This window comes from Paenibacillus sp. FSL M7-0896 (assembly GCF_037975415.1).
GTDB classification, from domain to species: Bacteria; Bacillota; Bacilli; order Paenibacillales; family Paenibacillaceae; genus Paenibacillus_AQ; species Paenibacillus_AQ silagei.
The window spans coordinates 6753415-6765881 of record NZ_CP150250.1; the positions used below are offsets into that span (position 1 = coordinate 6753415).

Annotated in this window: 14 protein-coding genes; 1 reads left to right on the forward strand and 13 read right to left on the reverse strand. The window is 53.1% G+C overall.

Annotated elements, in window-relative coordinates; genetic code table 11:
* Positions 1-91: 91 nt before the first annotated feature.
* The 7 genes from MKY12_RS29230 to spoIID form a co-directional block, all read right to left on the reverse strand.
* Positions 92-331, reverse strand: coding sequence for a DNA-directed RNA polymerase subunit beta (locus MKY12_RS29230; protein WP_036699259.1), 240 nt, complete (start codon positions 329-331; stop codon positions 92-94).
* Positions 332-340: 9 nt separating this feature from the next.
* The gene (locus MKY12_RS29235) at positions 341-1156 is read right to left on the reverse strand and encodes a flagellar hook-basal body protein (protein WP_339311855.1); all 816 of its coding nucleotides are present in this window, start codon (positions 1154-1156) and stop codon (positions 341-343) included.
* A 71-nt stretch (positions 1157-1227) separates the two neighbouring features.
* Positions 1228-2106: a flagellar hook-basal body protein gene (locus MKY12_RS29240; protein WP_339251870.1), complete on the reverse strand. Its 879-nt coding sequence runs from the start codon at positions 2104-2106 to the stop codon at positions 1228-1230.
* Positions 2107-2155: 49 nt separating this feature from the next.
* Positions 2156-3154 (reverse strand): rod shape-determining protein MreB, encoded by a 999-nt coding sequence (mreB, locus tag MKY12_RS29245; RefSeq protein ID WP_036699265.1) that lies wholly within the window; start codon positions 3152-3154, stop codon positions 2156-2158.
* 127 nt (positions 3155-3281) lie between these two features.
* The gene (gene spoIIID, locus MKY12_RS29250; protein ID WP_019915029.1) at positions 3282-3569 is read right to left on the reverse strand and encodes a sporulation transcriptional regulator SpoIIID; all 288 of its coding nucleotides are present in this window, start codon (positions 3567-3569) and stop codon (positions 3282-3284) included.
* 221 nt (positions 3570-3790) lie between these two features.
* The gene (locus tag MKY12_RS29255) at positions 3791-4528 is read right to left on the reverse strand and encodes a M23 family metallopeptidase (protein ID WP_339251872.1); all 738 of its coding nucleotides are present in this window, start codon (positions 4526-4528) and stop codon (positions 3791-3793) included.
* A 61-nt stretch (positions 4529-4589) separates the two neighbouring features.
* Positions 4590-5561, reverse strand: a complete 972-nt coding sequence (gene spoIID, locus MKY12_RS29260; RefSeq protein ID WP_339311856.1) for a stage II sporulation protein D — start codon at positions 5559-5561, stop codon at positions 4590-4592.
* A 21-nt stretch (positions 5562-5582) separates the two neighbouring features.
* Here spoIID and MKY12_RS29265 point away from each other — a divergent pair, with 21 nt between their 5' ends.
* Positions 5583-5831 (forward strand): hypothetical protein, encoded by a 249-nt coding sequence (locus MKY12_RS29265; protein WP_339311857.1) that lies wholly within the window; start codon positions 5583-5585, stop codon positions 5829-5831.
* Positions 5832-5931: 100 nt separating this feature from the next.
* On the opposite strand, the gene murA is transcribed toward MKY12_RS29265, so the two are convergent.
* From murA to atpA, 6 genes are all read right to left on the reverse strand, one after another.
* On the reverse strand, positions 5932-7308 hold the full coding sequence (murA, locus tag MKY12_RS29270) for a UDP-N-acetylglucosamine 1-carboxyvinyltransferase (RefSeq protein ID WP_339251876.1): 1377 nt from the start codon (positions 7306-7308) through the stop codon (positions 5932-5934).
* 197 nt (positions 7309-7505) lie between these two features.
* Positions 7506-7763 (reverse strand): DUF1146 family protein, encoded by a 258-nt coding sequence (locus MKY12_RS29275; protein ID WP_209868443.1) that lies wholly within the window; start codon positions 7761-7763, stop codon positions 7506-7508.
* 271 nt (positions 7764-8034) lie between these two features.
* Entirely contained in the window at positions 8035-8451 is a 417-nt protein-coding gene (locus tag MKY12_RS29280; protein ID WP_036699230.1) for a F0F1 ATP synthase subunit epsilon, read from the reverse strand.
* A 63-nt stretch (positions 8452-8514) separates the two neighbouring features.
* Entirely contained in the window at positions 8515-9912 is a 1398-nt protein-coding gene (atpD, locus tag MKY12_RS29285) for a F0F1 ATP synthase subunit beta (protein ID WP_036721719.1), read from the reverse strand.
* Between the two features lie 52 nt (positions 9913-9964).
* Complete coding sequence (gene atpG, locus MKY12_RS29290; RefSeq protein WP_076084536.1) at positions 9965-10834, reverse strand: ATP synthase F1 subunit gamma; 870 nt, start codon at positions 10832-10834, stop codon at positions 9965-9967.
* Positions 10835-10945: 111 nt separating this feature from the next.
* Positions 10946-12457, reverse strand: coding sequence for a F0F1 ATP synthase subunit alpha (atpA, locus tag MKY12_RS29295; protein ID WP_036721723.1), 1512 nt, complete (start codon positions 12455-12457; stop codon positions 10946-10948).
* Between the last annotated feature and the right edge of the window lie 10 nt (positions 12458-12467).

Here is a 12467-nt window from a genome sequence, read left to right on the forward strand (position 1 = left end):
AGGGCACGCCATCATTATACATTTTTCAGTATAAAAAAGAAAACTCCCCTGCACAACAAGGGAGCCTCCGATATCGGTATGCCATAACGCTTTAAGGTGCGAACACCAGATCATATACATGCTTCCACGTGCTCCACAGGAGCACATCACTTAGTTCCTTTTTGCCGAGGATCACATACCCTACGACCAGCCCGCCTCCAAGCGCGGCAACCAGCAGCAATGGAATCAGGAACCACTGAATAATGGTCCAGGCCCTAATCCTGCGCCGCTTCACCGGCTGCTGCTGTTCCTCTTCTGCTTTCTGTGCAGTCTTAACCTTCTCACGACTCATTCCTTCACCTCACGCGCGCATGTTATTAGCCAGGCCCAGCATCTGGTCACTGGAGGACAGCGCCCGGGCAGCAAGCTGATACGTACGCTGAATCTGCATCATCTCCGTCATTTCCCGGCTCAGATCCACGTTAGAGGATTCCAGATAGCCTGAGCGAACGCCCACTGTCGAAGGCTCTGTAGCAGCCTTGAATGCCTGCTGCGCTGTTACGCCATCAGCCAATACATAGAAATTACCGTCCACAGCTTGCAAAGCATTCTTGCTGAGCGGCTCAACAATCATTAAGCTGCCTGCCAGGACAGGCGGCTGTTTCTCATCCGTCTTGGTCCACACCTGCCCGCGCTCATCAATAGCAGCACTTACATTAGCCCCTACGCTGAGCGGAGTACCGTTAGCACCCAGCACAGGATTGCCGGTATTGTCCACAAGAATCATCTTATCCTTATTGGCCGTATCCGGGGTGAAGTGGAAATTCCCCTGGCGGGTATATGCCGTTTCACCGTTCACCTGAACGCCGAACAATCCATTGCCTTGAAGCGCCAAGTCCGTAGGCTTCCCTGTCTCCTGGAGCGTGCCTTCCTCCCAATTACTTGACACTGTAGGCACACGCACACCAAAGCCGATATTGAAGCCCAGCGGCATGCTGCGCCCAGGCTGGTCATAGTCCTTGGATTGCTGCTGTACACGGGTAAGCACATCCTCAAACGAGCCTTGCTTGCTCTTATAACCATTGGTATTCATATTGGCAATGTTATCCGCTATAATATCCAGCCGCTGCTGCAGACTGGCCATTGAGACAGAAGCACCGATTGTCGAGTTGTTCACAGGTCTAACCTCCTACTAGCTTGATAAGAAGAAACTGGCTTACACCATCAGTAATGGTCCATGCAGCCCGGCTATACCCGGCCGACTTCATTCACGGCCTTCTGCAGGCTGCTGTCGTAGAACTGGATCACTTTCTGATTCGCTTCATACGCGCGGTAAGCGGCGTTCATATCCACAGTGACCTGAGTGGCATCCACATTAGAGTTCTCAAGGTAGCCCTGGCGTACCTGCAGAATATCCGTTCCATTAGAAAAGCGGATGTCTGCGGCCTCGGCATCATCAGCATGAAAAACCCCGTTGCCGTCACGCACCAGCTCCTGCGGTCTTGTGACGACGCTGATTCCGATCCGGGTGCCTGAAGGCTGCCCGGTAGCATTGTTAATCAGATTTCCCTGCCCGTCCACTTTAAGGTTATCCTGGGGCCCTGTCAATCGCAGTGGATTGCCGTTACTGTCGAGCACCTTGAATCCGCCAGAACTAAGCACTTCCCCTGTAGGAGCAACTGTAAAGCTTCCGTTACGTGTATATAAATTATTGCCTTCATTATCTTGAACCGTAAAGAACGCCTGGGGCCGGTAAGTAACCTCGCCATCCGGACTGATATATTTCCCCGAGCCGTCAAAAGCAAGATTGGTACCCGGATTCTCCGGGTCTGGGACCTGCAGATCGGTAGACAGCGCAAAGTCTACGCTTTTGCCGCTCTCAATAAGGTCGCCCTGCAGGTATTGGGAGACGGACTGCTCGGCAAAAACCCCGGTATTGATCCGTCCGACAGTCTTAGCAGCGCCCCCGTTCATCGCGGTGACCAGCACCTCGGGAAAAGCGTGGCTGACACTGTCGACCTGCTTGTACCCCGTAGTATTTAAATTGACCAAGTTCTGCGTCGCCGTATCATGTCTGCGCTGCTGCGTCACCATTCCTGCTGCGGCTGTATATAATCCTCTGAGCATGAGGTCAGTCCCTTCCTGGAATCTGCTGTTCTCCCTTATTATCGGCAGGCTAGAACTTTTTCTTAACCACCTTGTCCAAATGATCCAGCATAATTCCCGTGCCCTTGACGACGCAGTGCATCGGATCTTCAGCCACCCAGACCGGAACATGCAGCTGTTCGGAGAGCAGCTCGTCCAGTCCGTTAAGCAGGGCGCCTCCGCCGGTCAACACCACTCCACGGTCAATAATATCTGCCGACAGCTCAGGAGGCGTACGCTCCAGCACCGACTTGGCCGCAGCCACAATCGACGAAACCGGGTCCCACAGCGCTTCCTTCACCTCGCCGGATGAAATGGTAAGAGTCTGAGGTAATCCGCTCACCATATCACGCCCGCGGATGTCCATCTCTGCCTTCATGCCGCCCGGACGTACCGAGCCGATGGTCACTTTGATATCCTCCGCCGTGCGTTCACCGATCAGTAGCTTATATTTCTGTTTAATATATCTTAAAATGGCATCGTCGAACTTGTCCCCTGCGATCTTAATGGAAGAGGCGGTAACGACGTCGCCCATGGACAATACGGCTACATCCGTCGTTCCGCCGCCAATATCGACGACCATATTTCCGCTAGGCTGATAAATGTCCATTCCTGCGCCAATGGCTGCAGCTTTGGGCTCTTCCTCCATGAAGACCTCTTTGGCCCCGCTGCGCTCTGCCGCCTCACGGATGGACTTCGTTTCCACAGATGTAATATTGGTGGGAGCACAAATCAAAATACGGGGCCGCGAATACCAGGTCCGGCCGCCAACGCTGTCAATAAAGTATTTGAGCATCATTTCCGTAATGGCAAAGTCGGCGATTACCCCGTCACGGAGCGGACGAATCGTCGTTATATTTCCAGGTGTCCGCCCGACCATCCGGCGTGCCTGTTCACCAACCGCAAGGACCCGCTTCGTATCACTTTCAAGTGTGACCACGGAAGGTTCATCCAGAACGACTCCCCTTCCCTTGACATGAATGAGCACGTTGGCTGTGCCGAGATCGATTCCGATATCCTTGCTAAGCATAATGAAAGAGCCCCCAAAGTGTTATTTTAAATGAGAAAAGAAGATTGTACCAAATTTAAAAATACCATACTTTAGGGGGTGAGTACAATGGACTAAACCTGAATTATGGCGCGAAAATCCGAAAATCTTATGGCTTTGAGGCTACGGCAACCTCACGCTTCTTACCTGTCGTTTTCTTATATTTAATTTTTGTGGCTTCTCCCCCCCGAAGATGACGGATGGACTTGTGATATTCGAGAATGTGCTTCACCTGATCAGCCAGATCCGGATTAATTTCCGGCAGCCGTTCGGTTAAATCTTTGTGCACCGTGCTTTTTGAAACGCCAAATTCCTTGGCTATGGTCCGGACCGTGTGCCTGGTTTCCACGATGCAGCGTCCGATTTTAATGGTACGTTCCTTGATGTAATCGTGCACGCTCCCGCCTCCCAACTGTGAATAGTTTGGTACATTATATGAGGGGCGGGCCTATATATTCGCGCTTTCAGGACATGACAAGCTCAGGAAGGCTCATTTTATTTGTCGGACAACCCAATTCACTGCATTTCACGGCCCCATTTCCAGAATAGAACCTGCTGGACTGTCCATTTCAGGTAGAAAAAAAACAGGAGGCTTCCGCCCCCTGCTGATCATTCGGCTTAGCGCTGCGGAAGCAGATCCGAAGGATTCACAATCTTGCCGTCCTCATGCACTTCAAAGTGCACATGGTTGCCAAGACCCTTCTCCATCTCATTGCGTCCCGCTGTAGCCAGCGTATCGCCCTGCTTCACTTCGTCGCCCTGCTTCACTTTGGTTTCACCCAGACTCTGATAGACCGTCTTCAAATCGCCGGGGGAGGTAATCTCGATTACCTTACCCAGTACAGCAACATCTTCCACTCTGGTGACTTCACCGCTGAGCGCCGCCTTCACATCAAACGTCTTGTTGTCCTCACGGGCAATATCAATTCCGGTGTTGGTGACAAAGGTATTGTTGTACTGCACCATCGCCGCAATATGATTCTCTTCCGTGCCGTTCTCATCGTAGTACGGTTTGACCACTTCCACTTCACTCGGGCTTGCTACAGGCCAGACCAGGCTTTCGGCTGATGCGACAACTTCCAGGGCTTCGGGATCACCGTTTGCGGCTCCGGTTTTGCTGCCGGCCTCACCTTGGGATACTACCGCGGCGTTGTCGGGATTCAGCGGCTTCTGGCCGGCATCCTGATAGACCCACACCAAGGTTAGTATAAGTGCCGCTGCCGCCGTGTAGACTGCCGGGAATACCCACCGTTTGGATAACAGTCTGCTCCATGAAGAAGGCTTGGCGCCTGAATCTCCCTGCTTGTTTTTGAGAGATTCATCATGGGTTGATTTGATTTTGTCTTGTTCATTCATATGGTTATCACCTCAGTAACCAGTGTTACCGGGCGCTTCGCTTTTATACGTATCTTGCAGATTATTTTTTCAGGAGAGTTGAGATTCCGGTAAAAGAGACCCCGCTGTAGTAGTGTTTGAGAATCTGGGTCGCGGTCTTGCCCTCTTTCGCCATTCCGTTCGCCCCCCACTGACTCATGCCGACACCGTGGCCGTTACCATACGTGGTGATCTGCACCTTCCCCGCTTGGCGCTTCCAGGTGAACTGGCTTGAGCGCAGCCCCAGCTTCTCTCTCACTTCCCGCCCGGTAAACACCTTCCCACCGATAGAGATCTGTTTGATCCGGTGGCCGGCTGTAAGCGACAGCACCTCCGCTGGCAAACTGGTGGAGGATTGAGCGGAGACCGGCACTGCCTTGCCCGAAGCTCCCAGACTGGCTGCTACCGGAAGGTCCTTGGTTCCAAGGCCCAGCTTGCTGCGCAGCTCCGAATTGCTGAAGGTGTAGCTTACCGCCAGGTTCGGAGTGATCTGAAGCTCCCAGGGGCTGGCTACACTGCGCAGGTAGGGAACCGCAGCATTCCAGTACTCCTCGGAGTTCTCCGTATACCCTCCGCTGGAGGCGAAGAAGGAAGCCGTGATCGGCTGCCCCTGATAGGTCATGATGGTTCCGCGCGTCTCCAAGACCGCGCGGCGGATCTTCGCCAGGCCGGCGCGCTTGCTGCCGGACGCCCAGTCCCGTTCCAGCACGGCCTGGGATACGTAAGCCTGATGGCTTACCGTATCGCTCACATCCGCTTCGGGAACGGGTACCCCGCTGTGGTCGCCGGCGACCAGACGGCGGGCAATGAACGTGCGGGCCGCTACGGCCTGCGCCTTGAGCGCTTCGAGCTCAAATTCGGCCGGCATCTCGGCCGCCAGTACGCCGCTGACGTATTCCTCCAGCGGCAGGGTCTCTATTTGTCCGCTGCGCGACAAATAGACGGAGACCTCCGGCTGCGGCGCCTCTGCGGCAGCCGGTGCCGGCGGCGCCGGAGCGGCCGTGGCCTGCGGCACGGCCGGGGGCGCCGGCGGCTGTTGTCCCCGCGCTGCGGGACAACAGCCAGCGGCAGCAGCAGCGCCGCCAGCAGGGGCGCTGCCAGCCAGGCGGCGGGGGCCAGCCGCCGCAGCGGGTGTGCGCCGCGCCGCCGCACGCGCGCTACGCTGCGCGGACGCTTCAGAATGCGCCGCAGGTTGATTAACTCTTTCATTTCTATGGCTCCTTCCGTAAGCACCGGTGATTCTTATAGATATGAATTTGCGGCACCTGCTAGAACGGGATTTTGAGAGAAAGAGAGTTGCGGAATCCCCCGGAACATATAGGTTATATTTTCAAAAAAAGGACCAGCCGCTTAGCGGCTGGTCCTCATATTTTTAAGAATAACTATTATACCCAAGACGGCTGAATCTGGAAACGGGGTCTGATCTCTTCGGCTTTGGAGGATTCGCTTCTGGCCGGTTCAGGCTTAAGTGCTTCTTCCTTCGCAGCAGGAGCAGCCGACTCTTCCATGGAAATCCGCCATATGTCCGCACCAAGTCCTGACAGCTTCTCAGCCAGGTGCACATACCCGCGGTCAATGTGATGCGTTCCGCTAACTTCTGTAGTGCCTTCCGCCACAAGTCCTGCCAAAATAAGCGCAGCTCCTGCACGCAGGTCCGTAGCACATACCTTAGCGCCGACCAGACTGGCATTGCCGGTCACAATTGCAGAACGGCCCTCAATCTTGATCTCCGCGTTCATATTGTGGAATTCATCCACATGCATGAACCGGTTCTCGAAGACAGTCTCTGTCACTACGCTGGTTCCTTCCGAGCGGAGCAGCAGCGCCATCATCTGTGACTGCATATCTGTCGGGAATCCCGGGTAAGGTAATGTCTTGAGATCGACAGCCTTCAGCGGCTTGTCGCTGATGACACGTACTCCGTTCTCATCCGGGATAATCGTAACGCCCATTTCCTCCATCTTGGCAATCACCGGACCCAGATGGTCGGCAATAGCTCCCTCAACATACACATCACCGCCCGTAATCGCCGCTGCCGCCATGTAGGTTCCAGCTTCGATCCGGTCAGGAATGACATGATGTCTTACGCCGTGCATACGCTCAACGCCTTCAATCCGGATCACTCCGGTACCGGCTCCGCGTACAATGCCGCCCATCCCGTTCAGGTAATTGGCAAGGTCAACAATCTCCGGCTCTTTTGCGGCGTTCTCAATCACTGTGGTGCCTTCGGCAAGCGCGGCAGCCATCATTATATTTTCGGTCGCACCTACGCTGGCCACATCCAGGTAAATCTTGGCGCCGCGCAGTCTCCCGTTACTTTTCGCATCAATATAGCCCTGGCCCAGACTAATCTCGGCCCCAAGCGCTTCAAAACCCTTCAAATGCTGGTCAATCGGCCTAGTTCCAATGGCACAACCGCCAGGCAGAGAAATACGAGTATGCCCCATACGGGACAGGAGTGGGCCCATAACCAGGAAAGAAGCCCTCATTTTGCGTACCCATTCATATGGTGCTTCACAGGAAGTAATATTAGTGGCATCTACTTCAATCACATCGTTCTGGTATGTAATACCTGCACCCAGAGATTCCAATACCTTGTTAATCGTCATTACATCGTCTAACGGAGGTGCGTCCACAATGACGCTGACTCCTTCTTCTGCCAATAGAGAGGCGGCTATGATCGGTAGTACGGAATTTTTTGCGCCGCTGACTTTCACGCTCCCGGTCAATCTGTTGCCACCGCGGACGATAAATTTGCTCATTTCGGTTTCCCTCCGCGTCCATTATTTCTGAAATTAATTTTGAGGTTAAAATTCGTCTGTTAAGATATTGAATATTCCGCCATTGCGTCTTAGGTGCAGATTCCTTGCTTAACTTCAGTGTTGACATAATAAAACCTTATTATTCGACACTTTTTTCACTATGTTGGCCTATACAGATATAACCAAAGCCGCTGCCGTTAAAACATCCGTGCGATAAGTCCGCTCCAGCCCAGGTAATCAAGCAGGAACCCGGCCACGAAGTGACCCAGAACAATCGCCAAGAGCAGGTGCAGCAGTCTGCCCTGAGGGCTCTTGGGATATCTTATGACCAAATCCAGCTTAAGGTTCTGAAGTGCCCACCAGGATAATGCAACACAGATCAAAGAGATAATCATCGAAATCATATTGCTGGTGCCGATCGCACCCGACAACTCAGCGGATAAGCGTGTGTTCATATTAGCCCCCTGTGTTAGGTACTCGGAAATCGACTCTTATATCATACTTGTGCAGGGGAAAAGAATCCAGTACTTTTACGAAATTTTAAACAATTGGGTCTTTATATGCAGATCTGATGACGATATGTTCATAATCTGCTAGATTTGCGCTAGCTAAATTACCCCACAAAGTGGGCTTTAGCTTCGATGATGACTCAGGTACTTTGCGGGGGCCCCAAAACATATAAATTCTAAAAAAAGCAGTCAAGCCCAGGGCTTGACCGCTTATCTGCTACTGTTGTCCTTTGCCGGTCGAAACTTTGATCCGCGTTACAGCACGCTGCAATGCCAGCTCCGCACGGCGGTGATCGATCTCATCCTGCTTGCTTTGCAGCTTTAGGCGGCGCTCAGCCCGCTCCTTAGCCGCTTCAGCGCGCTCCACATCAATATCCCGGGGCAGCTCAGCACTTTCAGCCAGCACCGTTACCTTATCTTTGTGCACTTCAACGAAACCGCCATGCACAGCGATGGAGACTGTAACGCCGTCCGCCTTAACGCTAAGCGGAGCAACCTGAAGCGGGGTGACGAGCGGAATATGTCCCGGGAGAATCCCCAGTTCACCATTCACGCCGCGTACCGTCAGACTGTTCACTTGCTTGGAGTAGACCAGATGCTCCGGAGTAACTATTTCGAGCAAAAAGGTATTCACTTCCATTCCTCCTCAAAGCTTTACAGAATAAAGCCCGATCCCCCAGCATAAGCATGCTTAGGGTTACAACGTTTTCGCTTTTTCCACGGCTTCTTCAATCGTGCCTACGAACAGGAACGCTACTTCCGGAAGATCATCATGCTTACCTTCCAGGATTTCCTTGAAGCTGCGTACGGTTTCTTTGATCGGCACATATTTGCCCTTGAAGCCGGTGAACTGCTCTGCTACGTGGAAAGGCTGGGACAGGAAGCGCTCAACCTTACGGGCGCGGGCCACAATGACCTTATCCTCTTCACTCAGCTCATCCATACCGAGGATGGCAATGATATCCTGAAGCTCGGTATAACGCTGCAGCAGCTGCTTAACGCCTTGTGCCACGTTATAGTGCTCTTCGCCGACGATTTCCGGTGCCAGCATCCGCGAGCTGGAAGCCAGCGGGTCAACCGCAGGGAAAATCCCTTTTTCGGAGATTTTACGCTCCAGGTTGGTCGTTGCATCCAAGTGGGCAAATGCCGTAGCCGGTGCAGGGTCAGTATAGTCATCCGCAGGCACGTAGATCGCCTGGATGGATGTAACAGAGCCTTTCTTCGTGGACGTAATCCGTTCCTGCAGCTGACCCATTTCTGTAGCCAGCGTAGGCTGGTAACCTACCGCAGATGGCATCCGGCCGAGCAGGGCCGATACTTCGGAACCCGCCTGGGTGAAGCGGAAGATGTTATCGATAAAGAGCAGCGTATCGCGGCCTTCCACATCACGGAAATATTCCGCCATAGTCAGACCGGTCAGTGCTACACGCAGACGCGCGCCAGGAGGCTCATTCATTTGTCCGAAGACCATGGCCGTTTTCTTGATTACGCCGGAATCGGTCATTTCGTGATAGAGGTCATTCCCCTCACGTGTCCGCTCGCCAACGCCGGCGAATACGGAGATCCCGCCGTGTTCCTGTGCGATGTTGTTGATCAATTCCTGGATGGTTACTGTTTTACCTACGCCGGCACCGCCGAACAGGCCGATTTTACCACCCTTGGCATAGGGTGCCAGCAAGTCGATAACTTTAATTCCGGTCTCCAGAACCTCTGCCTGAGTTGACAATTCATCAAAGGTAGGAGCCAGACGGTGGATCGGGTTTCTAGCCGCCACCACTTCAGCACCGTTATCGATTGGATTACCAAGTACGTTAAATACGCGGCCAAGTGTTGCTTCACCCACAGGAACCGAGATTGGCGCTCCCTGGTCAATAGCGTCAATCCCGCGAACCAGTCCATCTGTAGAGGACATGGCGATACAGCGCACCAGGTTATCTCCAAGATGATTGGAAACTTCAAGAGTCAGATCCATGCTGCGGCCATCGCTGAGGCTCGCAACTATTTTGATGGCGTTGAATATCTCGGGCAGCTGGCCGCGTTCAAATTCAATATCGACAACCGGACCCATAATGCTCACAACGCGTCCTTTGTTCATCTTCATTTCCCTCCTCGAAAGCTGTTACATATGGACCTTAAGCCCACTCATATTAAGACTGCGCGTTCGCACCAGCCACGATCTCGGTAATTTCTTGCGTAATGGCCGCCTGACGGGCACGGTTGTACGTAAGCCTAAGTTCTCCGATCATTTTTGACGCGTTCTTCGTTGCACTGCCCATCGCTGTCATCTTGGCTCCCAGCTCGCTGGCCTTGCCGTTCAGAAGAGCACCGTAGATTAAAGTTTCGGCATATTTCGGAAGCAGAACCTCCAGCACGCCTGCAGGTGAAGGCTCGTATTCATAAGCAGCAGATGCTCCGTGATGCCCGCCTTCCCCAACGCCTTCCATAGGCAGAAGTCTGTCTACAGTCGGAACCTGGCTGATCGCATTAACGAACCGGTTGTAGCAAATGTAGATCTCATCATAGACGCCTGTCTCGAACTGGTTAACCGCCGAATAGGCAATCGACTTGATGTCGGCAAATTTCGGGGTATCGGACAGCTCGGTGATTTCTTCTACAATGGGATATTCACGGCGCCGCAAAAAGTCACGGCCTTTGCGCCCGATCACAAACAGCGCATACTCATCCTTGGACTTATGGCGTTCTGCGATCAGCATCGTTACTTTACGCAGAATATTCGCATTGTAGCCGCCGGCAAGACCTCTGTCCGAGGTGATGATCAGATAACCTGTTTTTTTGACAGGCCGGCTGACCAGCATCGGGTGCTGGAGATCCTGCGTACCGGCAGCAATACTCGAGACGACCTCTTTCAGCTTCTCTGAATACGGACGGGCTGCTTCCGCCTTCTCCTGCGCCTTGCGCAGCTTGGATGCAGCGACCATCTCCATCGCTTTGGTGATCTGTCTGGTGTTCTGAACGCTCTTAATTTGACGTTTAATATCGCGCATGCTTCTTGCCATGATTTCACCACCTTAGAGCTTTGACGTAGGTCAAAGCTAACTTCGTAAGCATAAGCTGAGCTTTGGCGTACCAAAGCTAACTTCGTAAGCATAAACGGTAAACTCTATATATTAGCTTGTAGCAAAGCCTCTTTTGAATTTCTCGATGGCATCCTTGAGCGCTGCTTCGTTGTCTGCTGTCAGATCCTTGGTATCCGCGATGGATTTCAGGATTTCAGTTGCACTGCTGTCGATAAAGGCCAGGAATTCCTTCTCGAAACGCTTAACGTCCTTGACAGGAATATCATCCAGATGTCCTTTGACAGCGGTGTACAGACTAAGCACTTGATGTTCAACGCTAAGCGGCTGGTTCACACCCTGCTTCAGAATCTCCATCATACGCGCGCCGCGGTTCAGACGGGCTTGCGTTGATTTGTCCAGATCGGAGCCGAACTGGGAGAAGGCTTGAAGCTCACGGTATTGAGCCAGATCCAGACGCAGGGAACCGGCGACCTTCTTCATGGCTTTGATCTGTGCGGAGCCCCCTACACGGGATACGGAGATACCTACGTTGATCGCCGGACGCTGACCGGAGTTGAACAAGTCGGATTCAAGGAAGATTTGGCCGTCTGTGATCGAAATTACGTTCGTTGGAATGTAAGCCGATACGTCAGAAGCCTGTGTTTCGATGAATGGCAGCGCGGTTAATGAACCACCACCAAGCGCATCGCTAAGCTTGGCCGCACGTTCCAGCAGACGGGAGTGCAGATAGAATACGTCACCAGGGAAGGCTTCACGGCCCGGTGGACGGCGGAGCAGCAGGGACAATTCGCGGTAAGCCGAAGCCTGCTTGGACAGGTCATCATAAATGACAAGCACATGCTCACCCTTGTACATGAAGTATTCGCCCATAGCGCAGCCTGCGTACGGAGCAATATAGAGCAGCGGAGAAGGCTCGGAAGCCGACGCGGTTACAACGATAGTGTAATCCAGCGCGCCATGACGGCGCAGGGTTTCTACTACCTGTGCTACAGTAGATTGTTTTTGTCCGATAGCAACATAGATACACTTCATCCCGTTGCCCTTCTGGTTGATAATCGCATCAATTGCAATCGCAGTCTTACCTGTCTGACGGTCACCAATGATCAGCTCGCGTTGTCCGCGGCCGATTGGCACCATGGCATCGATTGCTTTTAGACCCGTCTGCATCGGTTCGTGTACCGACTTACGGTCGATAACCCCCGGTGCGTTATGTTCAACCGGACGGAATTCTGTAGTAGCGATCGGTCCCTTGCCGTCAAGCGGCTGGCCCAGTGCATTCACTACGCGGCCCAGCATGGCTTCGCCAACCGGAACCTGCATGATCTGACCGGTACGTTTAACCTGATCGCCTTCGCGGATCTCTTTGTATTCACCCAGAATAACAACACCGACGTTGCTTTCTTCCAGGTTAAGCGCCATGCCTACTACTCCGTTGGAGAACTCCAGCAGTTCCCCTGCCATTGCGTTTTCCAGACCGTAGACACGGGCGATACCGTCGCCGACTTGAATGACGGTGCCAATTTCGGCCACTTCGATATCGGCTTTATATTGCTCAATTTGACTTTTGATCAAAGTGCTGATCTCTTCAGGTCTGATGCCCAATATCCTCACC

Coding starts and splice junctions, on each gene's coding strand:
- MKY12_RS29230 (WP_036699259.1), bottom strand. CDS start 331: ATGAGTCGTGAGAAGGTTAAGACTGCACAGAAAGCAGAAGAGGAACAG.
- MKY12_RS29240 (WP_339251870.1), bottom strand. CDS start 2,106: ATGCTCAGAGGATTATATACAGCCGCAGCAGGAATGGTGACGCAGCAG.
- mreB (WP_036699265.1), bottom strand. CDS start 3,154: ATGCTTAGCAAGGATATCGGAATCGATCTCGGCACAGCCAACGTGCTC.
- MKY12_RS29255 (WP_339251872.1), bottom strand. CDS start 4,528: ATGAATGAACAAGACAAAATCAAATCAACCCATGATGAATCTCTCAAA.
- murA (WP_339251876.1), bottom strand. CDS start 7,308: ATGAGCAAATTTATCGTCCGCGGTGGCAACAGATTGACCGGGAGCGTG.
- MKY12_RS29275 (WP_209868443.1), bottom strand. CDS start 7,763: ATGAACACACGCTTATCCGCTGAGTTGTCGGGTGCGATCGGCACCAGC.
- atpD (WP_036721719.1), bottom strand. CDS start 9,912: ATGAACAAAGGACGCGTTGTGAGCATTATGGGTCCGGTTGTCGATATT.
- atpG (WP_076084536.1), bottom strand. CDS start 10,834: ATGGCAAGAAGCATGCGCGATATTAAACGTCAAATTAAGAGCGTTCAG.